Raw genomic sequence first — 26518 nt, 5'->3', positions numbered from 1 at the left:
AGAAGAATGCGCATGATAGCGATGAAAGTGCCGGAAAATTATTTGCAGCAGGCGGGGGTGCTCAACAAGGTGGGGGAATACGTTGCGCCGCTTGCCCGCCGGGTCTTGATTGTCGCCGGCGGCCATGCCCTTGGCGTGGCCGGAGACGCGCTAGGCCACAGCCTTCAGCGTGAAGGTATCGCTTTTGACGTCGCCCGTTTAACCGGGAAATGTACCCTCGAGACCGTGCAAAATCTGGCGCGCCAGGCGCAGGAGAGCGGGGCGCAGGGCGTGGTTGGCCTTGGCGGCGGTGCCGTGATGGATACGGCAAAAGGGGTGGGAGAGCTGGCCGGGCAACTGCCGGTGATTCAGGTGCCCACGGTGGCGGCAGCCTGCCGCTGCGGCGGTTTCCCGCCTGGATCCTCGTGGATAGTGAGGTCATCGCCGCCGCGCCGGTGCGTTTTTTAAAAGCCGGGATCGTTGATGCGCTGGCGAAATGGTTTGAATTCAGTCCCTATCAGTCGCCAGACGGTGACGCGCCCGGGCTGACGCTGCAGCTCAAGTTTTCAGCGATGGCGCTGGAGGTTTTTGAGTCGTCTGCCATGCAGGCGCTGGAGGATAATCGCCGTCAGCGGGTGACCCGGGCGTTAGTGCAGACCATCGATGCGGTGATTGCCTTCGCCGGGCTGGCCAACAGCGTCCGCGATGAGAGCCAGCGGATTGGCGTGGCCCACGCGATTCACAACAGCATGACCCATCAACAGGCGTTTCATCACTGGCTGCATGGCGAAAAGGTGGGCTATGGGCTGGCCGTACAGGCGATACTGCAACACCGTGACCCGGTCGACCGCGAGCCGCTGCTGGGCTGGCTGCGGCGGATGGAGGTGCCGCTGACGCCTGCCGAATGGGGAAGCGGCGATCCGCGCCCCCTGCTGGCAGGCATTGCGGCAGGGGTGAAGATTAAACCGGAGGCGCGTGAACATCTGCCCTTCCCGGTAGATAGTGCCAGCCTGCAGCAGGCGCTGCTGGCGACCCTCAACCGGCAGTAGACGGTGAACGCCCGCGCTCGTCGGGCGTTCATCCCCGGCAGGGTTAGCGCTCGCGCCGGGCCATAAACTGCGCCAAATCGACCAGACGGTTGGAGAAGCCCCACTCGTTGTCATACCACGCGAGGATCTTGACCATATTCCCGCCAATCACCAGCGTCGACAGGCCATCGATAATGGAAGAACGCGGGTCGCCCTGATAGTCGCTGGAGACCAGCGGCTCGTCGCTGTAGCCGAGAATGCCCTGCAGCGGGCCGGAAGCGGCGGCCTGGCGGAATGCCTCATTCACCTGTTCTGCCGTCACCTCGCGCTCCAGCGTGACGGTAAGGTCGACAATCGACACCACCGGCACCGGCACGCGCAGCGAGTAGCCGGTCAGGCGGCCATCCAGTTCAGGGATCACTTTGCCCAGCGCTTTGGCGGCGCCGCTGGAGTAGGGGACGATGGATAACGCTGCCGCGCGGGCGCCACGGAGATCTTTTTCCGGCTGGTCATGTAGCGCCTGGCTGTTGGTGTAGGCGTGGGTGGTATTCATCAGGCCATGCTTGATCCCGAAATGCTGATGCAGAACCTGAGCTGCCGGGGCAAGGCCGTTGGTGGTGCAGCTGCCGTTGCTGACGACCGAATGCTGCTGCGGATCGTACAGCTCGTGGTTAACCCCCATCACAATGGTTAAATCGTCATTCTTGCCGGGCGCCGAGATGATCACCCGCTTCGCGCCGCCGCTGTGAATGTGGACCGCCGCTTTTTCACGTTCGGTAAAGAACCCGGTGGCTTCGATGACGATGTCTACCCCCGCATCTCGCCACGGAATACGCGCCGGGTCGCGTTCGCTGTAGACGATGACGGGTTGACCATCGACGCTAAGCGCTCCATCGGCTGCCTCCACGGCTACCGGCAGGGTGCCCAGCAGCGAGTCATATTTCAACAGGTGGGCCAGCGTTTTGCTGTCCGTCAGATCGTTGATTGCCACAATCTGAATATCCGGATTGCCCAGCGCCGCGCGCAACACGTTACGCCCGATTCTGCCGAAACCATTAATACCGACCTTAACCATGATCCACTCCTTATTTGTTGTCTCTGGTTTACTGTAGGTTGTCGGCATTTCGGCGTAAATGACGAATAACGATCACTTTACGCCATTTTTCGGCAGTGAAAACGCTGCCGGTATTCTCCCGGCGTCAGGTGCAGCTGTTTTTCAAAGATGCGGCGCAGGTTAATGGCGCTGCCAAGACCGGATTGTTCGGCGACTCTTTCCAGCGTGTCGCTCGTTTGCTCCAGCAGCTGTCTGGCGGCGGCCAGGCGCGCTTCGGCAACGTAGCGCGCCGGAGAGACTCCGGTTTCACGGGTAAACACGCGGGTAAAATTGCGCGGACTCATCGCGACCTTTTCCGCCAGCGCTTCGACACAGAGATCGGCGGTGATATTGGCGAGGATCCACTTCAGCAGCTCGCTTATCGGGCCTGAACTGTTGATTTGGTCGAGGTTGTAGCGGCTAAACTGCAGCTGACCGCCGGGGCGACGGAGGTACATCACCATATCCTGGGCGATATCGCGGGCGAGAGTGAAGCCGTAATCGTCTTCCACCAGCGCCAGCGTCAGGTCGAAACCGGAGCTGACGCCGCCGGAGGTCCAGATCGGACCGTCCTGAATATACAGCGGCCCGCCTTCTACCCGTACCTCCGGGAAAGCCGACTGCAGGGTGTCCAGCAGCTTCCAGTGGGTGGTGGCCCGCCGGCCGTTCAGCAGCCCGCTTTGCGCCAGCAGCATCGCGCCGCCGCATACGGAGGCGATGCGTCGGGCGTGGGGCGCGGCGAGGCGCAGCCAGTCGACCACGGCGATGCCTTCCTGCTCGTTTTGCCCTCTGCCGGTGATGATGATGGTATCGAGCGGCTCGCGCGGATCCACTTCGTGAAGACGATGGTCGGCAAGCAGGTTCAGCCCGGACTGACCGTGGATCACCTGGTGGGGCTGGGTGGTGGCGAGGGCAACGCGGTAGCGCGGGCGCTCAGCCCCCTCCGCGTGCAGTCTGTTGGCCTGCATCAGAATGTCGGCAATACCGGCGGATTCAAAGAGCATGCCGCCATCGGGGACGATAATCAGTATTTTCTTCATGTCCTGAAAAGTAAACCTTTGACAAAATAAGTCAACAGGGAAGGTGGTGGTGGTTTGCGGGAGGACGATGGCAGGCTGCGGCTCTGGAGGTGGGACAGGGCATCAATGCTACCATCGCGCATTGATGCCCGGGCGCTAAGCCCGCAGGCGCGCGGGGCGGGCGTCGGCCGTGAGGCAGTTAAAAGTCATACTGTAGGGCCAGACGGTTTTGCCAGAAATTTTTATCCGAGGTGGAGTTGGTCTGTACGCCGGCAAAGTCCGTCAGGCTCAGCCCGTTCAGCACTCCCCCGAAACGGTAGGTGCCGTAGATCAGGTATTCAGACTGGTGGCTGCTGGAGGCGCCCGCCGCGGGGGTTAAATCCATAAACGAGTAGCGGCTGCCGAGGGAAACCTGCTCCGTGGCGGCCCAGTTCAGGTCGGTGGAGTAGGCGTTGCCGCTGCCGAGGTCCTGGGTACTGGTAAAGAAGGGCTGCGCGAAGTAGGGGCCGGAAGAGGTATTGTGCGCGTACGGCGTCACCAGGGCGCCGTTGCCGTAAGCGTTACCGTTGGCGGCGATGTGGTTATAATTCAGCGTCCACGCCAGAGACGGGGCCAGCTTCATGCTGAACTGCGCGCCATAGCTGGTGCTGTTCACCTCGCCGGCCAGCGCTTTGCCTTCGCTCAGGCCGCGAATGAACTGGAGGCCGATTTTGGGCGCAGCGGCATATTCGTTCCACGAGAGGAAGCTGTCGGCGTAGACAATCCGCGTATAGTCGTCATAGTTTTCGTACCACATCTGGGCGTTAACTTTGCGATCGCCGAACGATATGGATCGTCCGCCGCCGACGCCCCACATCCCGTTGGTGCTCTGCTCGATGTCGGTATACGCGGTGGTATCCAGAAACCGATCGTCGCCCCAGGGTTTATAGCGGGTGATTTTCGTGGCGTGCAGGAAATTGTCGCTATCGCCATAGCTGGCATCAATCGCCCGGAAAAGTATTGGCGTAATGCGCCAGTCATAGTCGCCGATAAAAGGAATATTAATCCGCTGGTCGCCGGCGGTGATGCGGAACTGGTCATAATGCCAGCTGAGCCAGGCTTCGCCGACGCCGGTTTGATTGGGGCCAAGTTCGTTAACCAGATGGTCATCGTTATGGGAAATTCCGCGCTGCAGAATGCCGCTGACGCCGAGGCTGACGCCATAATATTCCGCCGTAGCATATTTGACGCTGCCGCCGTAGCTGACCGTATCCTGCGACAGGCCCGAAACAAAATAGGCATTATGGGTTGAATAATATAATGTGCGCAGGCTGCCGCTGACGCTCCCGCAGGTAAAGAATTCGCTGAGTGAACCGGCGATGCCGGATTCACAGTCGTGGGTTAATGGAATCGCGGCGTGGCTGGCATCGATAAATATCCCCTGGGAAATGAGCAAGGCGCCCAGCGTCGCTCCGCGATATATGTTTTTGCGTTTCATTGACATCACCCTGTTAAATATCACTGCAATTTCGGAAAGAAAAATACCGGCCATGAATATGGCGGATGATCACCTTGTGCTTTTATTCTGTAGGGTTGGTAAATGGTCTGGATTTTATTTATCGGTTAACAACAACGGGTTGTTGTCTAAAACTAACTGGTCGCGCAGCGCCCAGCCGCGCAGTTTGCCTGGATTAAGTAAACCATCCGGGTCGATATATTTTTTAACGGCCACGACATCCGGGCGAATAATTCCCTGCTTGCCGTCTTCAACCTGCAAAACATGCGGATTATTAATCTTGATGTCGTTATCGCGGAATATCTGCATAATTTCATTGAGTCGCTCTTCTGTCGAATAGCGCACCAGCTGCAGGCCGCTGGCGGTAATATTGCCATCATTATCGCGGAGAAATTCAATATGCGACATGACCTCCCCGGCGAACCGCTGCTCCATCTGCAAAATTTGCTCCGCGAAGCGCTGATAATTAAACGCGGTTTGTAAATAGGTCAGCGTATTGTCGATTTTCAGCGCATGCAGCGTGGTGTGGTTCCAGCAATATTCCATTAATGAGGTATGGCTCTCCCGGGCCTCATCGCCGCTCTGGCGGATGGCATTTTCTCCCTGATGCTTCAGCACCAGACCGTGACAGAGACCTTCGCTCTCCTCGGCGATAACGCTGATGACCGCGTGCTGCCCGGCCCGATAGTGGCCGTTAAGGTGGCTAAAATAGTCGGGGATCGGCGCGGCAAGCAGTGCCAGCTGGCGTTTGACGAAGCCGGGCGAGCGGAGGCACTCGTTGGCGTAATTCAGGGCGTCGGCGAAGTCGTCAAACACATCCAGGCGTTCAATCCAGCGGTGCACGGGAGCCAGCGCCAGTTCGACTTCAAGGATGATGCCGTTGCTGCCGTAGGCGTGATGCAGCAGCAGCGCCTGCGGTGCCGGAATGGTCAACACGCGGGGCGAGGCCTCCACGGTCATCACTTTGACGCTGAGCACATTGCCGGGCGCCGCCAGGGGACCATAGTTAATGGAACCGATGCCGCCAAAACCGCCGCAGTAGAGGCCGCCTAAGCTGGCCAGACGGAAGGTCGACGGCATGCAACGCAGCTCCCATCCCGTCGGACGGGTGGCGTCTTCAATCTCCGCCAGGCGAATGCCGGCCTGGGCGCGCACCGTGCCGTTTTTGAGTTCGCAGATCCGCTTCAGGGCGGTCATATCGACCAGCACTCCGCCCTCGAGGGGCACCAGCTGGCCATAATTGCCGGTGGCGCTGCCGCGCAGGGTAAGCGGCAGCTGCTGCTGCACGCAGGCGGCAACCAGCTGCCGTAGCTCTTCTTCGTCCCGCGGACGGACCACCGCGTCCGCCTGTTTTCCCTCCAGCTGCTGGTTGAGCACCGGGCTGAACCAGTGAAAATCGCGGGAAAGACGTTTGATCTTCGCCGGCTGTAAGGTCCACTCCAGCTCCGGCAATGCCTGCTGGATCAGCGCGACCGCCTGTTGACGTTGCTCACGAGTCATCATTTTTCTACCTGTTAATCATCAATACGTTAGTGAGATTGCACCGCTTCGCTTTCATGCCATGCGCTGAGCGCCCGCTGCGACACCCAGGACATCACCCCAAACAGCGCGATACCGGCGAGGGAAATTAACAGCAGAGCGGCAAACATCAGCGGGATGTCCAGCTGGTAACCCGCCTGCAGGATCTGATAGGCGAGGCCGGTATTGGTGCCGCCGGTACCGGCGACAAACTCCGCCACCACGGCGCCGATCAGCGACAGACCGCTGGAAATACGCAGGGCGCCGAAGAAATAGGGCAGCGCGGAGGGAATGCGCAGTCGTACCAGGGTTTGCAAACGGCTGGCGTGGTTGAGCCTGAAATAGCTCAGCAGGCCGGGCGATACGCTACGCAATCCCTGGGTGGTATTAGAGATAATCGGGAAGACCGCCATCAGGGTTGAGCACACCACCAGTGAGAGGGTGGCGTCTTTTACCCAGATAATGATCAGCGGCGCGATGGCGACAATTGGCGTCACCTGCAGGAAGACGATGTAGGGAAACAGCGCGGTTTCCACAAAACGGTTCTGCACCAGGATAAACGCAATGGCGGTGCCGATGACGATCGACAGGAGAAATGAGATCAGGGTGATCTTCAGCGTGAACAGCAATGACAGCAGCAGCGGCGTCAGATGCGTCCACAGGCTTTCCACCATCACGAGGGGGGAAGGCACCAGAAATTGCGGGATGCGGAAATAGCTGACCGCCCCCTGCCACAGCAAAATCACCAGCACCGCGACGAGGGTTGGATAGAGAATTTTGAGAAAACGGGGATGATTAATCCACGGTGTCGATTTAGCGGTTTTCATATTAGGACTCCATACCGGATTGGCTTGCCTGTAAGAGACTGTCCTGCAGCTGCCGGGCATAGTGGGAAAATGCCGGGCTGACGCGGAACTCTTCACTGCGTGGGAACGGCTCTCTGATGGCGATATCTTCGACCACCCGGCCCGGGCGGGCCGCCATCATAATCACCCGCTGAGAGAGGAACACCGCTTCATGGATCGAATGGGTGACGAACACCACCGTCAGGTTCTGCTCCTGCCAGAGACGCAGGAGATCGCTATCGAGCTTATTACGCGTAATTTCATCCAACGCGCCGAAGGGCTCATCCATCAGCAGCAGTTTGGGCCGCGTCACCAGGCCACGGGCGATGGAGACGCGCATCTGCATGCCGCCGGATAGCTCGCGCGGCAGGACGTTGGCGAACTTGCCCAGCCCCACCAGTTCCAGGGCTTCGCTCACCCGGGTGTTGGCTTCCGCCCGCGGAACGCCGGCCAGATCCAGAGGCAGCCGGACGTTGCTGTGGACGCTGCTCCAGGGCATCAACGTAGCTTCCTGGAAAACGAAAGAGAGGGGGACCTGGGCTTTTTCCCGGCTATCGCGACGCCACAGCATCAGCTTGCCGTCGCTGGGCTCCACCAGGCCGGCGACCATTTTCAACAGGGTGCTCTTACCGCAGCCGGAGGGGCCGAGCAGAGTAACAAACTCCCCCTGATTGATGGTCAGATTGACGGGCAGCAGCGCCCGGGTGCCGTTGCTGTAAATCTTCTCTGCCGAGAGCACTTCGATGGCCGGCGTCGCGGGCGCCTGAGCGAAGCGGCTGTCGCTCATGACGGTAAGTTTAGGAGCGGTATTCATGGCATGACTCCGGCATCTTTGACCATATCCAGGGTATAGGTCTGCTCAAAAGGCACTTTGCTGGCATCGATCAGCTTGTTTTTCACCAGCATGTCCCAGGTTTTCTTCAGCCGCGGCCGGGTGATGATACCGATGCCGTCGGTGATGGCGTCGCCGCCGGTGACCAGCTGATATTTCTTCATCTGGGCAATACCGAAGGCGATCTGCTCGGCCCCCATTTGCGGATTCGCTTTGCTAATCAGCGCATTCCCGGCGCCGGGATCCTGAAGATAGCTTTTCCAGCCCTCCATCGAGGCTTTGACGAACGCCGCCACGGCCGCCGGACGTTTCTTGATGGTGTCGGTCATACAGATAATCGAGTTGCCGTAGGGAGGGTAGCCCCAGTCGCTGAGCGGATAGACGTAGAACGGCTGCCCCCCTTTGGCGACGGAGAACGGCTCGGAGGTCACGTAGCCCTGCTGTACCAGATTTTTGTCCGCCAGGAACGGCTGGACGTTGAAGGTATAGGGGCGCACTTTGGTGCTGCCCAGCCCCAGCTCGCTCTTCGCCCACGGCCAGAAAGAGGTATAGGCTTCGGTGGCGAGCAGGAAGGTTTTATCTTTTAATTGTGCCGGGTTATCGACCTTATCATGGGTGATAAATACCGTTGGCGAGTGCTGAAAAACGGTGGCGACGGTGACGGCGTGCACGCCCGCCTGCCAGGTTTCCAGCGCCTGGCCGTTGTCGCCGAGGGTACAATCCGCTTGACCCGCCGCCATCAGCTGCATGACGTTGATCTGCGGGCCGCCCATTTTAATGTCGACGTCGAGGCCGGCGTTTTTATACAGCCCTTTGGCCTGGGCCTGATAGAAGCCGCCGTGTTCCGCCTGGGCATACCAGTTGGTGAGGAAGGTAAATTTTTCCGCCGCGAGGCAGGATGCGGAGGTGGCGATGGTCGCAAGGGTCAGCATCGTGTAAGCCGGAGTACGCATATTTTTCATCAGAGTTCCTTTTACTCAGCAACGGAAGAGGAAGGGGTGGACTGCACAAAGCCGTTCCAGTGGTGTTTTCCCCAGCTTGGTTCGTGACGGACGACCCACTCCATGCGGTGGATTTCGCTAATCGCCTGCGCCCAGCTGACGGCCAGGGATTCGAGCAGCCCCTGGCCCTGCTCCAGAGTGGCGGGGGTCGGGTCGCCGATAACGCCGCTGGGGCCAAAGTCGTAAGAGGCCCAGGCCGCCGCGGGACGGCCTTTCGACAGGGTCGGGCAGGGGAACGGCGGCGGAAAGTTGGCGACGGCGCGCGCCATATGAACGCACTCCGGCGCAAGGGCCAGCATCAACGCCGTTTCGCTATGGCCCGCGTGCATCGCCATTTTCTGTTCCTGAGGGCTGAGAAACTGTTTTTCGCTGTTGGGGACGTTGAACACGTCGTGCGGGATGAGGATCATATCGCCGTGACGCAGGCGCATTTCCCGGGAGGCCATCTGCAGGACCTGCGGCTGTCCGCCGTGACCGTTGATCATCAGCAGCTTGCGAAAGCCGGCCCGATACAGGGATTCGGCTATCTCGAGGAGAGTGTGCAGCAGCGTGTCGCCGCTCAGGGTCAGGGTGCCGGGAAAATGCAGATGCTCGTCGGACTTACCGTAGGTGATCGGCGGGATGGCGTAGGCCGGGATATCCGCCGGCAGCCGGGCGAGGGCATGGCCCGCGACGCCGGAAGAGATCACGCTGTCCACGGAACAGGGCAGATGCGGACCGTGTTGCTCAATCGCGCCGGTGGGGAGCACGATAACCGTATTGCTTTTGTCCGGCAGGTCGGCAATCGCCGTCCAGCTCAGAAAAGGGAGAAAGCGCTCTGCAGGAATATAACCGTTGATCATCGCTGTGCCTCTGGGTCGAGAATTATTGGGGTAACCAGACCGTTGCTTCAACTTCAATAAGCACCGTGGCGTCGGGCAGCATTTCGCTGACCTGCACCACGGTCGAAACCGGCGGTTGGCCGGGGTAAAACAGCTTCCTTACCCGGCTGTAATAGGGAAAATGGTCAAGATTGCGAAAGTACTGCACCAGTTTGATGACGTCGCTCATCTGCCCACCCGCGGATTCCACGGTCCGGCGGATGCTTTCCAGCACGTACCAGCTCTGGGCCAGGATCGGCCCCTGTTTCGCATCCGTCGAAAACTCGCCCGTTTCCCCCAGCAGCTCCCGCACCTCCTCCGGCACATCCTGAAAGCCGTTGACGATGGTGCCGTTCAGCGGGTTGACCGGGATAATGCCGGAAAGAAAAATAAAATCGCCGGCTCTGCGCCAGGCGGCATACCGCGCCAGCGGAGCGCCCGCGCCTGCTTCAAGACTCATACGTCATCTCCTGTTGCCACACCCGCTGGTGGGTTAACCGGCCGCGGTTAACCACCAGACGAGCTGCGCTGTTTAAAGGCCAGGTAAACCTGTCGCTACCCGGGAAAATCACCAGCGTGGCCGCGTTGCCGACGGCGAAAGGCGTAGCCTCCTCCGGCGCAGCGGTTAACGCCGCCCGGTCGCAAATCAGCCGCGACTGCCGGTCGAAAACGTCGCTGAGCTGGGCGCTGAACAGGCCGCAGGCCAGGGTATCCAGCGGGTCATAGCTCCCCGCCGGGCAGAAAGCGTCCTGCACATTGTCGCAGCCGAGTAGGGTGGCAACGCCGGCAGAGCGGGCCTCCTGAAGCAGCGTGATCCCCCGCTGGCGCGGCGTGCGGCCAGTCACCGCATCCTGTAGCAGCAGGTTGGTCATCGGCAGGGCGATAAGGGTGACGGAGTGCGCCGCCAGCTGGCGCAGGATCTTCTCCGCCTGCTCCTCGCTGCCGCTGGCGAGGGCGCAGCCGTGGCTGCAGCAAATGTGTCCAGGAAAAGCATGGCGGGAGAGGGACTCCGCCAGCCAGGCCAGCCCCCGGGGATGGTCGTTGAGCTCCTCATCGATATGCAGATCCAGATCCAGCCGCCAGCGGGCCGCGCTGCGCAGCAGGTTTTCCATGGCCGCGGGATCCCAGTTGGAGGAGTGGACAAACCCGCCGAGTAAACAGCCCTCGCCGCTGTCGGCTACCGCCTGCGCAATGGCCTCCGCGGCGGCCGGGTCGGCAAACAGTCCCAGCGGCACCAGCGCCACCCGTTCCAGGCTGACGCCGGGATGCGCCAGGCGGGCGATCTCCCGCCAGGCGTCAGGCGCGTCGGCGGTGAACCAGTCAATATGGGTGCGCAAATGCGTGACGCCATTGGCCGCCGCCCGCGCCAGCGCGGCGGACGCGCGGCGCTGGAGATCCTGCGCGGTCCAGTGCCGGCGATCCTCGTGCATGGCGCGAATGGCGGCCAGCAGACCGGGTTCCGACGGACGGCAGCGTTCAAGGGTATAGGTCTTATCCAGATGGGCGTGGGGTTCGACAAGGCCGGGCAGCGCCAGCGCTCCGCCGAGATCCCATAAGCCGTGATTCGGTTGGCCGGAGGGCGCTATCGTCGCGATTCGCCCGTCGGCAAAGGTCAGGTCCGCGCTCAGCGGCGTACCGTTATGTTGCGTCGGCCAATCCGCAGGCAGCGCCCATGCCGGAAGGCGGGCGTTGCTGACGCCAGCAAGCGGCATGTGGGGGGAGGGAATGTGCATCGTCGCTCTCCTCACAGGTCGAGAACCAGAACCGGCGTTTTCGCCCGCGAACAGCACAGGGTAATCTGACTATTGCTGGCTTTTTCTTCCGCCGTCAGGACGCAATCCCGGTGTTCAGGAATGCCGTCGATAACGTCGGTAATGCAGGAGCCGCAGATCCCCTGTTCGCAGGAGAGCATAACCTCGACTCTGGCGTGCAATAATACCTCGGCGATGGTTTGTTCCGGCGCAACCTGCAGGCGCTGGCCGCTTGATGCCAGTTCAATATAAAAACTGTTATTCTCCGCTTCATTATTCCGCTCGACCGGAGTAAAGCGCTCAAAAAAGAATTGCGCGGCCTGCCAGCCATATATTGGCATCGTATCCTGTAGCCGCTGAATAAAGCCGTCCGGGCCGCAGGCAATCACCGCAGTATCGATTTCCGCCGCGGTTAAACAGGCGGGGATCTCCCGGCGCAAAGAGTCGCCCTCGTCGCTGCAATGGATAACGACATTTCCCGCCGCAGAGAGCTGCTCCAGCCGCGCGGCAAAGGCCACGTGCCGCGCGGTGGCGACATAATAATGAATTTCAAAATCAAGCTCTTGCCGTGCTATCTCTTCCGCCATTGCCAGCAGCGGGGTCATGCCGATACCGCCGGCCAGCAGCAGGTAGCGCCTGGCCGCCGGCAGCGGAAAATGGTTGCGCGGGCGGGAGATGGAGAGTCGGTCGCCGGGTTTAAGCTCATGGTGCAGATAGCGGGAGCCGCCGGAGGAAACCGCGCCCAGCTTGACGCAAATTTCATAACTTTGCCGCTGGTCAGGCATCCCGCAGAGGGAATACTGCCGTGGGCCGATGCCGGGAATCATAATATCGATATGGGCACCCGCAGAATAGCCGGGGAATATTTTTCCGTCTTCGGGAATGAATTTTAATGACAGATTACCCAGCCCGTTTGGGCTTATTTCCTTGACCGATACAGGAATCAGATCGCCGTCTTTCATTAACCTTTGCCCTCCCATATTAAGCTGTCAGCAGGGCGGCCTGAGTCAGCGAAGGGAGAAAACGCCCTGCGCCGTAGGCTGTCCGGTATGCGAGTTAATTGGTGAAACGATTGTTTCTCCGCTATGAATGCTACGGTATTGTGATAAAACTGTTGCGTCCAGAGCTTTGATTCGCACAACCCGTTGCAAAAAAGAGAGCACCCAGACCATGTTTGCATTCTCCCGTTTTCTGCTGTATTTCACCGAAGTGGCCCGCCAGGGGTCGTTTCGTAAAGCGTCAGAGGCGCTGCACGTCTCGGCGTCTTCCATCGATCGTCAGATTTTGCGCGTCGAAAATGAGCTGGCGATGCCGCTATTCGAGCGCCATCCGACGGGGCTGCGCCTGACGGCCGCCGGGGAGCTGCTGCTGCATGCGGCAAATAACTGGAAAAAGGACTTTACCCGGGTGTGCGAGCAGCTGGATGACCTGCGCGGGCTGCGGCGCGGGCATGTGCGCATCGCCACTATCGATGCCATTAACCGGCATTTCTTTTCGGCGATGCTGAAGGAGGTGCATAACCATTATCCCAACATTTCTTTTACATTAACCACCATGAACAATATCAACATCCAGCAGGCGCTGATCTCGGGCGAGGCGGATTTTGGTATCATGCTCAACCCCCAAAGTTCCCGTGAACTGCAGGTCCGGGCCTTTGCCGAAATGAATCTCGGGATCGTGGTGCCTAAGGGCCACCCGCTGGAAAGCCGTAGCGCCGTGCGGTTTAATCAGTGCATCGAGTACCCGTTTATCATTCCTTCCGCGCCGCTGATGATCGGCGAGCCGGTGGAGGCGCTGGTGAATATCAGCGGCAATGAGGTTAGGGAAGTGGCTGTTTCTAATAACATTCACATGATAAGAACCCTGATCAAAGAGCAGATGGGCATCGGTATTTTGTGTCGCCTGGATATTCTGGATGAGATTCAGTCCGGTCAGCTGGCGTTTATTCCGTTGACCGATCCGCAGCTTAAACCCTTCACCCTGGCGCTGTGCGTCTCCCCCGCCCGGCAGCTGTCGCTTGCCGCCTCCATGATGCTCAAGCAGCTGGAAATCCTCTTTAGCCAGATTTGACCCGCAGGCACTAAAACATTCCACGAGCGCACCATTATGGTGCGTTTTGTGTATTGGTGAATCAAAGGTTGCATGAGGGGGCGTCGCCGACGACGCGCGATTCTGGCGGGGCGCCGGGGATGAGGTATGCCGATCGCCCCTGGCACAGTTTTTGTATAACTGAACATGAGTATAAGCGGTCAGTGCGGTTTATCCGTACGGGACATTGCTCAGTAACCATTTCGCGGTTCAATGTTGACCGGGGTGGGAGGCTGAGCCGTTGTCCGCTCGTCCTCTTTCCCGGCGTTATGAGGAGAGGGGCAATGAAAATACGTTCACGCATTCCCTGGGGCTACCGTGTGCTGGGCCTGGTTGCCCTGAGCGGTCTGTCTCTGGCCGTTCAGGCCGAGGATAAAATTGTTCTGCTGACCTCCTGGTACGCCCAGGCGGAGCAGGGCGGCTATTATCAGGCGCAGGCAACGGGGATCTACAAAAAATATGGTCTGGACGTCGACATTCGCTCCGGCGGCCCCCAGGTTAACGGCATGCAGCTGCTGCTATCAAAACGGGCTGACGTCATTATCGGCTACGATCTGCAGCTGCTGGAAGGCATTCAGCGGGGATTCCAGGCCAAAGCCATTGCCGCCCCCTTTCAGTATGATCCCCAGGGGCTGCTGACCCACGCCGATGTTAGCTCGCTGGAGGGGCTGAAAGGGAAAACCATTCTGGTCTCCAGCTCCGGCCAGGCGACGTGGTGGCCGTGGCTGAAGGGGCACTATCAACTGAATGATGCCCAGGCCCGACCCTACACCTTCAATATTCAACCCTTTGTCGCGGATAACAACGTCGCCCAGCAGGCCTACGTCAGCTCCGAGGTTTTCCAGGTGCAAAAGGCGGGGGTGAAAGCGAACTTCTTCCTGTTTTCCGAACACGGCTATCCCCCCTATGGCGGCATCATGATTGCCCGCCCGGAAACCATCGCCGATCGCAAAGCGGCGATGGCGAAGTTTGTCCGCGCGTCGATGGAAGGCTGGGTGAGCTACCTGAACAATCCGGCCCCGGGAAATGCGTTGATTAAACAAGATAACCCCAAAATGACCGACGATCTGCTGGCCTGGGCCGTCACGCAAATCCGCCAGCATCACCTGATTGATGGCGGCGACGCCGCTACCGAGGGCTGGGGAACGATGACGGAAACGCGCTGGCGGAAGACCCGTGATTTTATGGTTAGCGCCAACCTGCTGGATGCCGCGACCGACTGGAAGCAGGCCTATACCACTGAGTTTGTGCAGGCTATGCAGGTTAAACCCTGAGGAGCGACGCCATGTCATTATTGATTAAAAACGCGCATGCCATCCTCAGCGGTCTCCCGGGGGACGCTGCGCGGCTGGTCGGGCCGGATATCCGTATCCGCGATGGCGTTATCGCCGCCATTGGTTCGTTGGCGGCGTTGCCGGAGGAGCGGCAGATCGATGCCCGGGACTGCGTGGTCTATCCGGCATGGGTGAATACGCATCACCATCTTTTTCAGTCGCTGTTAAAGGGGGAACCTCAGGGGCTGAATCAGAGCCTGACGGCATGGCTGAGCGCCACGCCATACCGTTTTCGCGCCGCGTTCGATGAGCACACTTTTCGTCTGGCGGTGCGCATCGGGCTGGTGGAGCTGCTGCGATCGGGCTGCGCCACCGTCGCGGATCACAACTATTTATACTGGCCCGATATGCCCTTCGATACCTCGGAGATTGTGTTTAGCGAGGGCGAGGCGCTGGGCATGCGCATTGTTCTGTGTCGCGGAGGCGCTACCCAGGGGCGGGCCGTTGAGCAGGATCTGCCGGTCGCGCTGCGTCCCGAAACCTTCGATGGCTATATGGCGGATATTGAACGGTTGGTCAAACGCTATCACCACCCTGGCGCCGGCTCCCTGCGGCGGGTGGTGATGGCGCCCACCACCGTGCTGCATTCGGCGCCGGGCGCCCAGCTGCGGGAGATGGCCAAACTGGCTCGTCACCTGGGCATTCGGCTGCACAGCCATCTGTCGGAAACCGTGGATTATCTGGATGCCGCGCGGGAGAAGTTTGCCATGACGCCGGTTCAGTTCTGCGCCGAGCATGACTGGCTGGGGAATGACGTGTGGTTTGCGCATCTGGTGAAGCTGCTGCCGGAAGAGATCGCGCTGCTTGGGCAAACCGGCACCGGCATCGCCCATTGTCCGCAAAGCAACGGGCGGCTGGGAAGCGGGATTGCCGATCTGCTGGCGCTGGAAAAGGCCGGGGTGCCGGTATCGCTGGGAGTGGACGGCGCCGCCTCCAATGAAGCGGCGGATATGCAAAGCGAGGCTCACGCCGCGTGGTTGCTGCAGCGGGCGCGTAAAGGCATGCAGGCGCAGCCGCGCTACGCCGGCGGCACCTTTGAGGGCGGCGCCGACGCCGCCACGGTCGAGGATGTGGTGCGCTGGGGAAGCGCAGGCGGCGCGCGCATCCTCGGCTTGTCGCAGTGCGGCGCTATCAGCGTCGGGATGCAGGCGGATTTAGCGATTTATCGCCTCGACGATCCGCGCTACTTCGGGCTGCACGATATCGCGATTGGCCCGGTGGCCTGCGGCGGTCGGGCCTCGCTGAAAGCGTTGCTGCTCAATGGGCGGCCGATCGTTGAGGAAGATGTGATTCCCGGTCTGGATCTTGAGGCCATGCGCCGCGACGCGCTGGCGGCGGTACGAACCCTACAACAGCGTGCGGCTGTTTAAACCCAATACAGGACAATCATAATGACGCAATCCATTCAGAATCAGGGCTATGCATTACAGGAACTGGAGAAAGAAGCGCTGATGGGCGCGCCGGGGGAAGAGACGTTTACCCGCGAAGTCCGCTGCATCGATCTCGCAAATTTTGAGGAAAGGAAAAGTGAGATTGCCGATCAGCTATGGGAGGCGGCAGTGGAGATTGGCTTCTTCCAGGTTAGCCACCACGGTATTCCGCTGGCGGATATCCGCCAGGCGTTCAGCATGACCGAGGCGTTTTTCGCCCTGCCCGATGAGGTGAAGGGGCAGTATCCGTTGGCCCGCAATGCCGGGTGGGAAAGCAAGGCGCAGGTCCGCCCGTCGACGAAGACGCCGGATCAAAAAGAGTCGTACCAGATCACCCGTCCGCTGATGGCGGGGCTATGGCCCAGCGACCAGCAGCTGCCGGCGTTCAAAAAGACGATGCTGGAGTTTGAATCGCGGTGCTGGCAACTGGGGATGAAGCTGCTGTCCTGCTTTGCCTTAAAGCTGGGGTTTGCGGAGTCGTTTTTTACCACCGCTCACGATCCGGATCGTGAAACCTACCAGAGCACATTGCGCATGCTGCACTACTACGCCAGCGACCAGGCGCAGCAGGGGATGTGGCGCGCCGGCGCCCATACGGATTTTGACTGTCTGACGCTGTTATTCCAGCGCCCGGGGCAGGGCGGGCTGCAGGTGTGTCCGGGTAAGGACCGCGAGAGCCAGCAGTGGACCAGCATTGAGCCGCGCGAGGAGGTGATCACCTGCAATATCGGCGATATGCTGATGCGCTGGAGCGACGACCAGCTACCCTCTAACTTCCACCGGGTGAGAAGCCCGCTTGCCCATGAGTATCAGGGACCGCGCTATAGCCTGGCGTTTTTCTGTCAGGCCAATAAGGATGTCGAGATCCTCGGGCCGCAGGCGAAATACCCGCCGATTACCGCGGAGGCCTATCTGCAGCAGCGTATTCAGGCCAATTTTGCCAAAGGATAGACTTCCCTGACGGATCTTCCCGAGCGGTCATCCTGTAAAAGTCCACGCCACGGCGTGGGCTTTTACAGCCATCGATAACGGATATTGGCCAAAGAACAATTTCGTAGCGCTGTTTAATTTAATCGTCTGAACAGGAGCCGGTTAGCGAGCACCTCTGTTTATTTGCCCTTGGTTGTGCCCGGGTTATATTATCGCTCGCCGAGGAATGTTAATTAATATAATAAAAACAGAAGCAATATAATCACCACATTAACATTTCTCATACAACTCATTTTTTGTTTGTGAGCGGTTTCATTATTTTAAAACCCTAAATAGGGTATGGTTTAGCAGCATTTGACCTGACGTGGTGGATATCATGAAAAATAAATACAAATTACACGAATTTCTTGATGTTGACCGGTTGCAAACGCTGCAGGACAATTTTAGTCAATCGATGATGATTGCGCTGGTGGTGGTCGATCAGGACGGTATTCCGGTCACCCAGGCGAGCGGTTTTTCTGATTTTTGCGCCCGATCAAGAATGAATGCCACCCTTGCCCGCCACTGCTATGACAGCGATAGCGCCGGAGGACGGGCGGCAATGCTCGCCGGCGAGCCGGTGGTTTATCGCTGTTACTGTGGTTTTGTCGAATTTGCGGTACCCATTATGATTAATGGTCATTACCTCGGCGCGTTTATTTCGGGACAGGTCAAAGTCGAAGCGGAGAAAGAGCAAACGATTCCCTATATCCTCGACAATAATCATCTGTGGCAAGAAAATCCCTGGCTGATTAACCTGCATGAAAATACGCCGCGCATGCCCTACGACCGCTTTGAATCGACGGCCTACACGCTGCTGCACGTTGCCTCATATCTGGTCGAGCAGGCCCATGCCAACAACATCCAGCGTGAGCTGCGGCAAAAAGAGCAGGAGCTCACCGGCGAACTGCGTAAACGCGTGGAGATCGAACGTTCATTACATGAGGCCGAGTTTAAGGCGCTTTCTTACCAGATTAACCCCCACTTTTTGTTTAACGTGCTGAATACGATCGGTCGGCTGGCGTTTCTTGAAGATGCCAGCCGTACGGAAACGATGGTGCATGACTTTTCCGATATGATGCGTTATTTGTTACGCAAAAATAACAATGGTCTGATTACCCTTGGCCGCGAAATGAATTATGTCAATTGCTATATGGCCATTCAAAAAGTCAGAATGAATGAGCGTTTTGACTATGTTTGCGATATTCCCGAAAAATATAATGAAACGGTTTGTCCTTTTTTAATTCTTCAGCCGCTGGTGGAGAACTTTTTTAATTATGTTGTCGAGCCGCGTGAAACCAAAAGTCACATAATTCTGCGGGCTACCGATGATGGTAAAGATGTGATTATCGAGATAGCCGATAACGGAGATGGCATTTCACCCGAGGATATTGAACATATTCTCTCTGGCAACCAGAATCGACAGAAAGGCGGGATCGGCATTAATAATATCAACAATCGCCTGCAGCTGTTATTTGGTGAAAACTATGGTTTGCAGATCGCCAGTCCCCATAAGCCGATGCTCGGCACCACGGTAAAACTGCGGTTCCCGATGGCGCCCGCTGAGTCTGGAGTGTGAGAATGTATAACATTGTTATTGTCGAAGATGAGTATATTGAGTCGGAATCGCTCAAGCGGATTGTCTCTCGCTGCGTGGAGAACTCTGTCATTCATGAGGCGTCGACCGGGAAAAAGGCGATTCAGCTTATCGATGAACTTAATCAAATCGATATGATGCTGGTGGATATCAACATTCCGCTCCCCAATGGCAATCAGGTTATTGAGTATCTCAAGTCGAAAAACACACAAACCAAAGTGATCGTCACCACGGCAAACGATGACTTTGACATTGTGCGTCATATGCTGAGCCTGAAAGTGGATGACTATCTGCTAAAACCGGTTAAGCAGAGTATTCTCAGCGATACGATCCGCAAAACCTTGCTGGTGGATGAACAGGGGGCCGTCGCGACGCGAGAGCAGCGGCAGACGATAAGCGATCTGATGGGCGGCTGTGATTATCCCGGCTGGCACACCTGGTTGTTCGGTATTCTTGATGCGGCCTGCGCGCAACCCATGTCTGATAACGATGGGGCGAAGAGGTTGACCGACGTGCTGGAATTGCTCCTGCAGCATCTTGCCGGGCTCAGCGATAAGTATATCCCGTGTCGGCAAAAAATTACCGATCTGATCCACAGCATTCATCAGCACGGTCTGGGCGTCGGCCGCTACTGGCCGGTGATGGTGGGGTTGTTCAATCTCAGCCACGCTATCTTTGAGCAGCTGTTTAAAAGCGCCAGCGGCAGCATGGATTTTGTCGCCAGAGCCCGTTTCCATATTGAAAAAAACCTGCTTAACAACATGACGCTGGATGATATCGCCGCGGAGGCTTTCGTCAGTCCGTGCTATCTGAGTCGGGCGTTTAAAAAGAGTACCGGCAGCGGATTCTCCAGTTACATTACCAGCCGAAAAATCAATATCGCCAGGTCTCTTTTGCAATACAGCGATCTAAAAGTGAATACCATTGCGCTGGAACTCTCCTGGCAGGATGCGAACTATTTTTGTCGGATCTTCAAGAAAGAGACCGGCATTGCGCCATCCGATTATCGCCGCCTCGCCTCGCCCGAGGCGGGCTGATCGTCACCCGGTCTTTCTTGCGCTTACTCCGGCGTAAGCGCAAGAAAGTCCGCTATCCCGGCAAGATTGTTTACTCGTCGCCGCATCGCGCGCCGCTAAGATGGGACACGATTCTTTATACAGTGGCCCTGCCGTGGATGAATACCTCTTTACTTCTGAATCCGTTGCCGAAGGGCACCCGGATAAGATGGCGGACCAGATTTCTGACGCCATTCTCGATGCCTGTTTACTCAAAGATCCGTGGGCCAAAGTGGCCTGCGAGTGCCTGGTAAAAACCGGGGCGGTGATTGTGGCCGGGGAAATATCGACCGATGCCAGTATCGACCTTGAGCAGATTGTGCGGGCGACGGTGAAATCTGTCGGCTACGACCATTCGTCGAAAGGTTTTGATGCCGCAACCTGTGCGGTCATCAGCATGCTGGGCAGGCAATCTGACGATATCGCTCGCGGCATCCGCGCCCGCGACCCGGCCTCGTTGGGGGCCGGCGATCAGGGAATAACCTTCGGCTATGCGTGCGATGAAACGCCGCAGCTCATGCCTGCTCCCATTCTCTACGCCCACCGGCTGATGGCGCGCCAGGCGCAGCTGCGTAAAACGCGCCAGCTGGATGGGTTATTACCCGATGCCAAGAGCCAGGTAACGCTGCGTTATGGCGACGGACGGATCGATCATGCCGACACCATCGTGGTCTCCACGCAACATCGCGCCGACTTTCCGCTGGCGACGCTGCGTGAAGCGGTGATGGAAGAGATAATTAAACCGGTTATTCCGGCACGCTGGCTGACCTCCGCCACCCGGCTGCTGATTAATCCTGCGGGGCCGTTTATCAACGGTGGGCCCGCTGCGGATTGCGGCCTGACCGGGCGCAAAATCATTGTCGATACCTATGGCGGCGCCGCGCGCCACGGCGGTGGGGCGTTTTCCGGTAAAGATCCTTCGAAGGTCGATCGTTCGGCGGCCTATGCCGCGCGCTACGTGGCGAAAAATATCGTTGCCGCGGGGCTCGCGACGCGATGCGAAGTTCAGCTGGCCTGGGCCATCGGCCTTTCCCGACCGGTTTCGGTTGCCATCAATACCTTTGGGACTTCCCGTCTGTCGGCGCACCAGCTGACGCAGCTGGTCGACCGTCATTTTGACCTCAGCGTTTATGGCATTATCCGCCAGCTTGATTTGCTGGCGCCGCGCTATCGCCAGACGGCCTGCTACGGCCATTTTGGTCGGGAAGTCTTCCCCTGGGAACGCACTGATAAGGCGCCGCGGTTGCGTGACGATGCCGCCGGTCAGCTGTGCGCGTCGGTGTGTGCCCCCTTGCATGAAAAATAACAGGAGAGAGATATGTCCGGGCAGAGCTTAGGCTTAATTGAAACCGTTGGCTTAACGGTGGCGGTAGAGGCCGCTGATGCCGCAATAAAATCGGCGAATGTCGAACTGGTTGGATATGAGCTAACCAAGGGCGGCGGGCTGGTGACCATCAAATTAACCGGTGAGGTTGGCGCCATGAACGCCGCCGTCTCCGCCGGGGTGGCCGCCGCGAGCCGGGTCGGGCAGGTCTATGCCTGGAAAGTCATTGCGCGTACCGCAACCGGTATTGATAGTCTGATTGCCTCATCACAAACGTACGGCACGCCTCCTGAACCGGTAGCGCCTGCCGCCGAATGCCTTCCTGCCGCAGCGGAGATCCCTGACGCGACGATAGCGGTGGTCAATATTACGTCTCCCGCGCAGACCGCTTCCTGTCTGGCGTTCGAAGAGAGCCCGGGCGTTGCATCGCCGGAATCGCCGGCGGCGGAGCGCGACCCGGCGCCGGTCGAGCCGGTGCGCGAAGAGGCTGAGCCTCAGAATGAGCCGACGGTTCAGGCCATTCAGGAGGAGAAAAAAACGGCGCGAACCCGGGCGAAGAACACCCGGCGCTAGCCGCTGTCGTTGCAGCTAAGCCACCTGCGGGTGGCTTTTTTGTTGCTGCGCGTCAGGAAACGGCGGTGAGAGGTGGCAGAGCAACCGGGCTCTGCCCGGATACGCAGCTAAGAATCGGATAGGGATGCCGGGGGAGGGACCGCTGGTGACACGAGCCGAAAAGGGGCGTTTGCGGAGCACTCCGCCGCAGTGTGTTGCGCTGGCGGAGTGCGCGCACGTTGGGTCAATCAGGACAGCGGATGACTCGCCGTCTCCGCGGCGGGTTTGGCGGCGGGGAGATGGCGCCCGATACCGTAGCGGTAGATAGCCGCGCCCAGGATTCCGCCGATGACCGGCGCGATCAAAGGCACGAGGAAGTAGGGAATCTCTCTGCCTCCGGTCATGGCGACGGAGCCCCAGCCGTTCAGAAACGTAAACAGTTTTGGCCCAAAATCACGAGCCGGGTTCATGGCAAATCCGGTTAGCGGGGCGGTTGCTGCACCGATGACCGCCACCAGCAGGCCGATCAGCAGCGGTGCAAGCGGCCCTTTGGGCACACCGTTGCCATCGTCGGTCAGCGCCATAATCAAGCCAATCAGCATCGAGGTAATGACAATTTCCACCAGCGCCGCGAGCCAGACGCTGATGCTTGCCGCCGGATAGGTCGAAAAAATGCTGGCCAGATACAGGCTGTCCTGACTGCCGCGCACCATCTGGTGGGCCTGTTCATAGTCGGCGAACAGATTGTGGTACAGCAGATAGGTCAGGGCGGCGCCGCAAAATGCGCCGGCCATCTGCGCCAGGATATAAGGCGCCACTTTCTTCGCCTCAAAGCGGGCGAACATCCATAAGGCGATGGTGACCGCCGGGTTAAGATGAGCGCCGGAGATCCCTGCCGTCAGGTAGACCGCCAGCGCAATACCCAGCCCCCATACAATACAGATTTCCCAAAGACCGAAGCTGGCGCCAGCCAGTTTTGCCGCACACAGCACGCTGGTGCCGAAAAACATAAACAATCCGGTACCAAGAAATTCTGCAATACATTGTCCGGTTACTGATTCACGAGAGTCACTCATAGTTTTTTTCCTGTATTAAGCGATGCGCTATGCCATCTCTTAACGATTGGGGTACAAGGGATAAGAGCGCGAAATCATTTTTTGTGTTGTCGGGATTAGCCGCCGATATGGCAATGAAATCCCATCGATTCAACGATTTTTTTCAGGCTGGCCATGTTGTCTTCTGAGTGTGAGCCGGCATCGCCCATGGGATAAATGCGGCCCAGCAGGGTATATTTATTTTCGCCAAAGGTGTGATAAGGCAGTAGATGAATGGTGTCCACCCCGGACATCAGGCGGGCAAATTCAGCAATGCTGCGAATCTCCTCCGGGCTGTCGTTAACGCCGGGAATCACCGGGATGCGCACAATAACGTGAGTGATAAAGGAGATCCGAATCAGATTTTCCAGAATCGTGCGGTTATCCACACCCGTATTAAGTTGATGAATGGTCGGGTTAACGGCCTTAATATCCGTCAATGCCAGATCGACCCACGGAAAGACGTCCTCAATCACCGCTTTGCTTGTCATTCCCGTCGTTTCCATTGCCGTGTGCCAGCCTTTGGCTTTACAGGCTTTCAGGAGCTCGCGCGCAAACACCGGCTGCGCCAGCGGCTCACCGCCTGAGAGGGTAATTCCGCCGCCGGAGCGCCGAAATAAGTTTTCCTCTTTCTGCAGCTCACGTATCACGTCGCTGACGGTCATGCGTTTGCCTTTCATTTCCAGCGCCTGAGTCGGGCAGACCGCGGTGCATTTGCCGCACTGAATACAGCGTTCGCGGTCGATAAAGAACGGATTGCCAGCAGAGAGCGCCTGCTGCTGACAGACCTCCACGCATTTTCCGCAGCGGATACAGTCGCTTTTTTTATAGATTAACTCGGGCTGCGGGCGCTGTGATTCCGGGTTGCTGCACCACTTACAGGCCAGCGGACAGCCTTTAAAAAACGGGATCGTGCGGATGCCGGGGCCATCATGCAGGGAGTAGCGTTGAATATTGAATAACACGCCTTCGGTATCGTATTCGACTCTGTTCATAACATCACTCGTCAAAAAAGCGACCACCAGGCAACAGCAAGTCAGCCGCTAAAATCGGGTCTGATAAAGGGCCATACGTTACCGTATGGCCCTGGCAGGTCAGGCAAAATCAGAATTGCTGTTCGGTGCGGCTGATGATGTCATCCTGGACTTCTTTCGCCAGTACCACGAACTGCGCGCTATAGCCCGCAACGCGAACCACCAGGTCCTGGTGCTGCTGTGGGTTTTTCTGCGCCTCCAGCAACGTGTTGCGATCGATAACGTTAAACTGTACGTGCATCCCTTTCTTATCGAAGTAGTTACGCACCAGACCGCCAAAGTTTCGCAGACCCTTTTCCCCCGCCAGCGAGGAGGGCAGGAATTTCTGGTTGTAGAGCGTCCCGTTCGAGGCGATAAAGTGATCCAGTTTGGCTACCGAGTTCGCTGCGGCGGTCGGGCCGAGGGTATCTTTCCCCTGGCGCGGCGATACGCCGTCGGCAAGCGGCTCTTTCGCCAGGCGACCGTCCGGCAGGGCGCTCACGTCTTTACCAAACAGCACGTTCGCCGACACCGGGTAGATACCGGCCTGGAAACGTCCGCCGCGTGGGTTGGTATACTTCTCCACTTCCTGACAGTAGATCAGCGCGCATTGGCGGGCGACAAGATCCACGTCGTCGATGTCGTTACCAAAACACGGCGAATTTTCCAGAATATGGCGAATCTCTTCATAACGCGGATTTCCTGCCGACGGCGCCGGAGTGACGCTGGCGAGCTGGCGATAGACTTCGTTTTTAATCTCTGCCGGGTTCAACGAGCCGTGGCGGTCGATAATGCGTTTGACCACTTCGTAGATATCCTGCTCGCCGAGAGAGGATTTTGCCGCCGCGCTATGCGGGTTGCCGCCGACCGGGTAGCCGAAGTTGGCGTCCAGCGCGCCCTTCAGCTCCTGAAGCGTCAGGCGGCGATCCTCAAACACCTGTTTTTGGATGGCGTAGACGGAGTCGCCGGTATCGGCAATGCCGAACGCCTGCGGGCCGGTAAAGTTGTAAATCGCGCCGCCCTCCTGCAGGGATTTTCCTCGGCCAATGCAGTCATCTACCAGCGCGGACAGGAACGGCAGAGGGCAGCGTTCGCCGTGGGCGATGTCGACGCTGTTGCACGCTTCGACCAACTGGTGCACAAAGTGCGCCATCTGTTTTTTGAAGGCGGCATAGAAGTCATCCATGCCGGCGTACTGGGTCATCTCGCCGGTCATCGGGCCAAGCTGTTTGTTTCCTGAGCGGCCGTTGTTAAGGGTAATTTCCAGGACCTTCGCGACGTTGAAGAACGCCGCGTCGTGCCAGCCTTCGGTGCGATGCGGCGCCTGCGGCTCCACGCAGCCGATGATGCAATAGTCGCGGGCGTCATGCAGCGAGACGCCGCGGTTTTGCAGCGCCGGGATGATCACTTCATCGTTGTACATCGCCGGTACGCCAAGCCCCAGACGGACCAGCTCGCAGGCGCGATAGAGAAACTCATCCGGCGTGCCTTGCCAGACGCGAATTGAGAAAGAGGGCTGCGGCAAACGTACGTGGGCCGTGGCTTCCATGCACATGTAGGTTAATGGGTTGGTGGCATCACGGCCGTCTTCGGTCTGACCGCCCACGCACAGGTTCTGGAAGACGGCATAGCCGGCGAAGGCCTGGGCCGAAATCTCATCGCGAGTTTTGTTGATATCGTTAAGCTTGATCCAGCAGCAGTCCACCAGCTCCTGGGCAAATTCGCTGCTGATGGCGGTATCCGCCGCCAGATACGGATACATGTACTGGTCGAAACGGCCGGGCGAAATCGAGTGGCCGCTGGATTCAATCTGCAGCATGCTCTGAATAAACCAGAAGGTCTGGCAGGCTTCCCAGAAGGTTGTCGCGCCGTATTCCGGCACGCGGGTACAGTTGCTGGCAATCTGTTCCAGCTCGCGCTGACGGGTTGGGTCGCGCTCTTCACGGGCAAGGCCCGAGGCTTCCTGCGCGTAGCGATGGGCGAAATTGATTGCCGCCTGATAGCTCAGAATAACGGCGTTGTAGAACTGCTCTTTTTTGATGTAATCGGAGGTACTGCGATCGAGGTTCTCCAGCGCGCGGGTCACTTCATCGATGATCCCGCGAAAGCCGATTTTCAGGACCTTGCCATAATCGACGCTGACGTGTCCGACACCGCCAAAGAAGTAGTTGCCGACGGTGAAAACGCCGTTGCTCATGCTCTCTTTTGTCCCTTCGGACATATAGGAGGCGGCGAGCGAACTGGTGGTTTTACCCGGCCAGTATTTAAAGGCCTGGTGGAGTTCATCGGCGGTTTTTTTCTCAATAATGAACGGGTCGGCAACACGGTGGGCCATAGTGTCGAACTCTTTTTCGACCCAGTCATAAGAGAATTCAGGACAAATTTCTGTTGAACGTGGATTAATAGTGACGGCGCCGACGATTAACTCGTCAGGGCGAATAGTGACCGGCAGCTCGTTAAATATTTTCTCAACGACTTTTGCCCGACGCATAATAGCGGGAAGCTGTTCATTCTCTTTATATGCCTCGGTTGCCAGCACCGCACGTTCAGATTCTACATACGGTTTAGCATGCAGAATCATATTTTTGAGTCTTACTACACGATCGGTCGGATGAGTAAAGCCTTTCTCTAACATACAATA

General features: G+C 58.2%; 23 protein-coding genes and 1 pseudogene. 10 read left to right on the top strand and 14 right to left on the bottom strand.

What is annotated here, in order from left to right; genetic code table 11:
* Positions 1-12 precede the first annotated feature (12 nt).
* The gene (locus AC007G_RS19320) at positions 13-447 is read left to right on the top strand and encodes an iron-containing alcohol dehydrogenase (RefSeq protein WP_260612547.1); all 435 of its coding nucleotides are present in this window, start codon (positions 13-15) and stop codon (positions 445-447) included.
* Positions 405-1028, top strand: coding sequence for a dehydroquinate synthase/iron-containing alcohol dehydrogenase family protein (locus AC007G_RS19315; RefSeq protein ID WP_260612546.1), 624 nt, complete (start codon positions 405-407; stop codon positions 1026-1028). Before AC007G_RS19320 ends, AC007G_RS19315 begins: the two co-directional genes overlap by 43 nt.
* Positions 1029-1071: 43 nt before the next feature.
* Here the strand turns inward: AC007G_RS19315 and gap are convergent, their stop codons facing one another.
* From gap to AC007G_RS19260, 11 genes are all read right to left on the bottom strand, one after another.
* Positions 1072-2082, bottom strand: coding sequence for a type I glyceraldehyde-3-phosphate dehydrogenase (gap, locus tag AC007G_RS19310; RefSeq protein ID WP_032695236.1), 1011 nt, complete (start codon positions 2080-2082; stop codon positions 1072-1074).
* Between the two features lie 77 nt (positions 2083-2159).
* Complete coding sequence (locus AC007G_RS19305) at positions 2160-3140, bottom strand: GlxA family transcriptional regulator (protein WP_032695235.1); 981 nt, start codon at positions 3138-3140, stop codon at positions 2160-2162.
* A 178-nt stretch (positions 3141-3318) separates the two neighbouring features.
* Positions 3319-4596 carry an OprD family porin gene (locus AC007G_RS19300; RefSeq protein WP_032695582.1) on the bottom strand — a complete coding sequence of 426 codons (1278 nt, stop codon included), beginning with the start codon at positions 4594-4596 and terminating at the stop codon, positions 3319-3321.
* 114 nt (positions 4597-4710) lie between these two features.
* Positions 4711-6117 carry an FAD-binding oxidoreductase gene (locus tag AC007G_RS19295; protein WP_163920588.1) on the bottom strand — a complete coding sequence of 469 codons (1407 nt, stop codon included), beginning with the start codon at positions 6115-6117 and terminating at the stop codon, positions 4711-4713.
* Positions 6118-6143: 26 nt separating this feature from the next.
* On the bottom strand, positions 6144-6959 hold the full coding sequence (locus AC007G_RS19290) for an ABC transporter permease (protein ID WP_032687063.1): 816 nt from the start codon (positions 6957-6959) through the stop codon (positions 6144-6146).
* A gap of 1 nt (position 6960) precedes the next feature.
* Positions 6961-7791, bottom strand: coding sequence for an ABC transporter ATP-binding protein (locus tag AC007G_RS19285; RefSeq protein WP_032687064.1), 831 nt, complete (start codon positions 7789-7791; stop codon positions 6961-6963).
* Positions 7788-8771: an ABC transporter substrate-binding protein gene (locus AC007G_RS19280; protein ID WP_032699425.1), complete on the bottom strand. Its 984-nt coding sequence runs from the start codon at positions 8769-8771 to the stop codon at positions 7788-7790. The genes AC007G_RS19285 and AC007G_RS19280 overlap by 4 nt, the downstream gene beginning before the upstream one ends.
* 11 nt (positions 8772-8782) lie before the next feature.
* On the bottom strand, positions 8783-9652 hold the full coding sequence (locus AC007G_RS19275) for a creatininase family protein (RefSeq protein WP_032695233.1): 870 nt from the start codon (positions 9650-9652) through the stop codon (positions 8783-8785).
* 22 nt (positions 9653-9674) lie between these two features.
* Positions 9675-10130: a RidA family protein gene (locus AC007G_RS19270; RefSeq protein WP_032687067.1), complete on the bottom strand. Its 456-nt coding sequence runs from the start codon at positions 10128-10130 to the stop codon at positions 9675-9677.
* Positions 10120-11403 carry an amidohydrolase family protein gene (locus AC007G_RS19265; RefSeq protein WP_142630691.1) on the bottom strand — a complete coding sequence of 428 codons (1284 nt, stop codon included), beginning with the start codon at positions 11401-11403 and terminating at the stop codon, positions 10120-10122. The genes AC007G_RS19270 and AC007G_RS19265 overlap by 11 nt, the downstream gene beginning before the upstream one ends.
* An 11-nt stretch (positions 11404-11414) precedes the next feature.
* Positions 11415-12383, bottom strand: coding sequence for a PDR/VanB family oxidoreductase (locus AC007G_RS19260; RefSeq protein WP_047665167.1), 969 nt, complete (start codon positions 12381-12383; stop codon positions 11415-11417).
* A gap of 208 nt (positions 12384-12591) precedes the next feature.
* Between AC007G_RS19260 and AC007G_RS19255 the strand changes: the two genes are divergently transcribed.
* The 8 genes and pseudogenes from AC007G_RS19255 to AC007G_RS19220 form a co-directional block, all read left to right on the top strand.
* Positions 12592-13491: a LysR family transcriptional regulator gene (locus AC007G_RS19255; protein ID WP_032695229.1), complete on the top strand. Its 900-nt coding sequence runs from the start codon at positions 12592-12594 to the stop codon at positions 13489-13491.
* A gap of 302 nt (positions 13492-13793) precedes the next feature.
* Positions 13794-14783, top strand: coding sequence for an ABC transporter substrate-binding protein (locus tag AC007G_RS19250; RefSeq protein WP_032687071.1), 990 nt, complete (start codon positions 13794-13796; stop codon positions 14781-14783).
* A gap of 11 nt (positions 14784-14794) precedes the next feature.
* The gene (locus tag AC007G_RS19245; protein ID WP_142630690.1) at positions 14795-16213 is read left to right on the top strand and encodes an amidohydrolase family protein; all 1419 of its coding nucleotides are present in this window, start codon (positions 14795-14797) and stop codon (positions 16211-16213) included.
* A gap of 21 nt (positions 16214-16234) precedes the next feature.
* Complete coding sequence (locus AC007G_RS19240; RefSeq protein WP_046852236.1) at positions 16235-17224, top strand: isopenicillin N synthase family dioxygenase; 990 nt, start codon at positions 16235-16237, stop codon at positions 17222-17224.
* Between the two features lie 355 nt (positions 17225-17579).
* On the top strand, positions 17580-18821 hold the full coding sequence (locus AC007G_RS19235; RefSeq protein ID WP_179275581.1) for a sensor histidine kinase: 1242 nt from the start codon (positions 17580-17582) through the stop codon (positions 18819-18821).
* Between the two features lie 2 nt (positions 18822-18823).
* Positions 18824-19876: a helix-turn-helix domain-containing protein gene (locus AC007G_RS19230; RefSeq protein WP_032687074.1), complete on the top strand. Its 1053-nt coding sequence runs from the start codon at positions 18824-18826 to the stop codon at positions 19874-19876.
* A gap of 100 nt (positions 19877-19976) precedes the next feature.
* On the top strand, positions 19977-21200 hold the full coding sequence (gene metK, locus AC007G_RS19225) for a methionine adenosyltransferase (RefSeq protein WP_142630689.1): 1224 nt from the start codon (positions 19977-19979) through the stop codon (positions 21198-21200).
* 12 nt (positions 21201-21212) lie between these two features.
* Positions 21213-21479: pseudogene (locus AC007G_RS19220) on the top strand (BMC domain-containing protein); the annotation flags it as partial.
* Between the two features lie 539 nt (positions 21480-22018).
* Here the strand turns inward: AC007G_RS19220 and AC007G_RS19215 are convergent.
* From AC007G_RS19215 to grpM, 3 genes are all read right to left on the bottom strand, one after another.
* A complete protein-coding gene (locus tag AC007G_RS19215; protein WP_032687076.1) occupies positions 22019-22846 on the bottom strand; it encodes an MIP/aquaporin family protein in 828 nt (275 codons plus the stop codon).
* Positions 22847-22941: 95 nt separating this feature from the next.
* The gene (locus AC007G_RS19210; RefSeq protein ID WP_032687077.1) at positions 22942-23859 is read right to left on the bottom strand and encodes a glycyl-radical enzyme activating protein; all 918 of its coding nucleotides are present in this window, start codon (positions 23857-23859) and stop codon (positions 22942-22944) included.
* A 109-nt stretch (positions 23860-23968) separates the two neighbouring features.
* Positions 23969-26512 carry a glycyl radical diol dehydratase GrpM gene (gene grpM / locus AC007G_RS19205; RefSeq protein ID WP_142630688.1) on the bottom strand — a complete coding sequence of 848 codons (2544 nt, stop codon included), beginning with the start codon at positions 26510-26512 and terminating at the stop codon, positions 23969-23971.
* Positions 26513-26518 lie beyond the last annotated feature (6 nt).

Source organism: Klebsiella sp. CSG-1, assembly GCF_056521145.1.
This window is presented reverse-complemented; position numbering and strand designations above follow the sequence as displayed.

Coding starts and splice junctions, on each gene's coding strand:
- AC007G_RS19305 (WP_032695235.1), bottom strand. CDS start 3,140: ATGAAGAAAATACTGATTATCGTCCCCGATGGCGGCATGCTCTTTGAA.
- AC007G_RS19240 (WP_046852236.1), top strand. CDS start 16,235: ATGACGCAATCCATTCAGAATCAGGGCTATGCATTACAGGAACTGGAG.
- AC007G_RS19250 (WP_032687071.1), top strand. CDS start 13,794: ATGAAAATACGTTCACGCATTCCCTGGGGCTACCGTGTGCTGGGCCTG.
- AC007G_RS19210 (WP_032687077.1), bottom strand. CDS start 23,859: ATGAACAGAGTCGAATACGATACCGAAGGCGTGTTATTCAATATTCAA.
- AC007G_RS19295 (WP_163920588.1), bottom strand. CDS start 6,117: ATGATGACTCGTGAGCAACGTCAACAGGCGGTCGCGCTGATCCAGCAG.
- AC007G_RS19255 (WP_032695229.1), top strand. CDS start 12,592: ATGTTTGCATTCTCCCGTTTTCTGCTGTATTTCACCGAAGTGGCCCGC.
- AC007G_RS19215 (WP_032687076.1), bottom strand. CDS start 22,846: ATGAGTGACTCTCGTGAATCAGTAACCGGACAATGTATTGCAGAATTT.
- AC007G_RS19275 (WP_032695233.1), bottom strand. CDS start 9,652: ATGATCAACGGTTATATTCCTGCAGAGCGCTTTCTCCCTTTTCTGAGC.
- AC007G_RS19235 (WP_179275581.1), top strand. CDS start 17,580: ATGAAAAATAAATACAAATTACACGAATTTCTTGATGTTGACCGGTTG.
- gap (WP_032695236.1), bottom strand. CDS start 2,082: ATGGTTAAGGTCGGTATTAATGGTTTCGGCAGAATCGGGCGTAACGTG.
- AC007G_RS19260 (WP_047665167.1), bottom strand. CDS start 12,383: ATGAAAGACGGCGATCTGATTCCTGTATCGGTCAAGGAAATAAGCCCA.
- AC007G_RS19270 (WP_032687067.1), bottom strand. CDS start 10,130: ATGAGTCTTGAAGCAGGCGCGGGCGCTCCGCTGGCGCGGTATGCCGCC.
- AC007G_RS19265 (WP_142630691.1), bottom strand. CDS start 11,403: ATGCACATTCCCTCCCCCCACATGCCGCTTGCTGGCGTCAGCAACGCC.
- AC007G_RS19300 (WP_032695582.1), bottom strand. CDS start 4,596: ATGAAACGCAAAAACATATATCGCGGAGCGACGCTGGGCGCCTTGCTC.
- AC007G_RS19230 (WP_032687074.1), top strand. CDS start 18,824: ATGTATAACATTGTTATTGTCGAAGATGAGTATATTGAGTCGGAATCG.
- metK (WP_142630689.1), top strand. CDS start 19,977: ATGGGACACGATTCTTTATACAGTGGCCCTGCCGTGGATGAATACCTC.
- AC007G_RS19285 (WP_032687064.1), bottom strand. CDS start 7,791: ATGAATACCGCTCCTAAACTTACCGTCATGAGCGACAGCCGCTTCGCT.
- AC007G_RS19280 (WP_032699425.1), bottom strand. CDS start 8,771: ATGAAAAATATGCGTACTCCGGCTTACACGATGCTGACCCTTGCGACC.
- AC007G_RS19290 (WP_032687063.1), bottom strand. CDS start 6,959: ATGAAAACCGCTAAATCGACACCGTGGATTAATCATCCCCGTTTTCTC.
- AC007G_RS19245 (WP_142630690.1), top strand. CDS start 14,795: ATGTCATTATTGATTAAAAACGCGCATGCCATCCTCAGCGGTCTCCCG.
- grpM (WP_142630688.1), bottom strand. CDS start 26,512: ATGTTAGAGAAAGGCTTTACTCATCCGACCGATCGTGTAGTAAGACTC.
- AC007G_RS19320 (WP_260612547.1), top strand. CDS start 13: ATGATAGCGATGAAAGTGCCGGAAAATTATTTGCAGCAGGCGGGGGTG.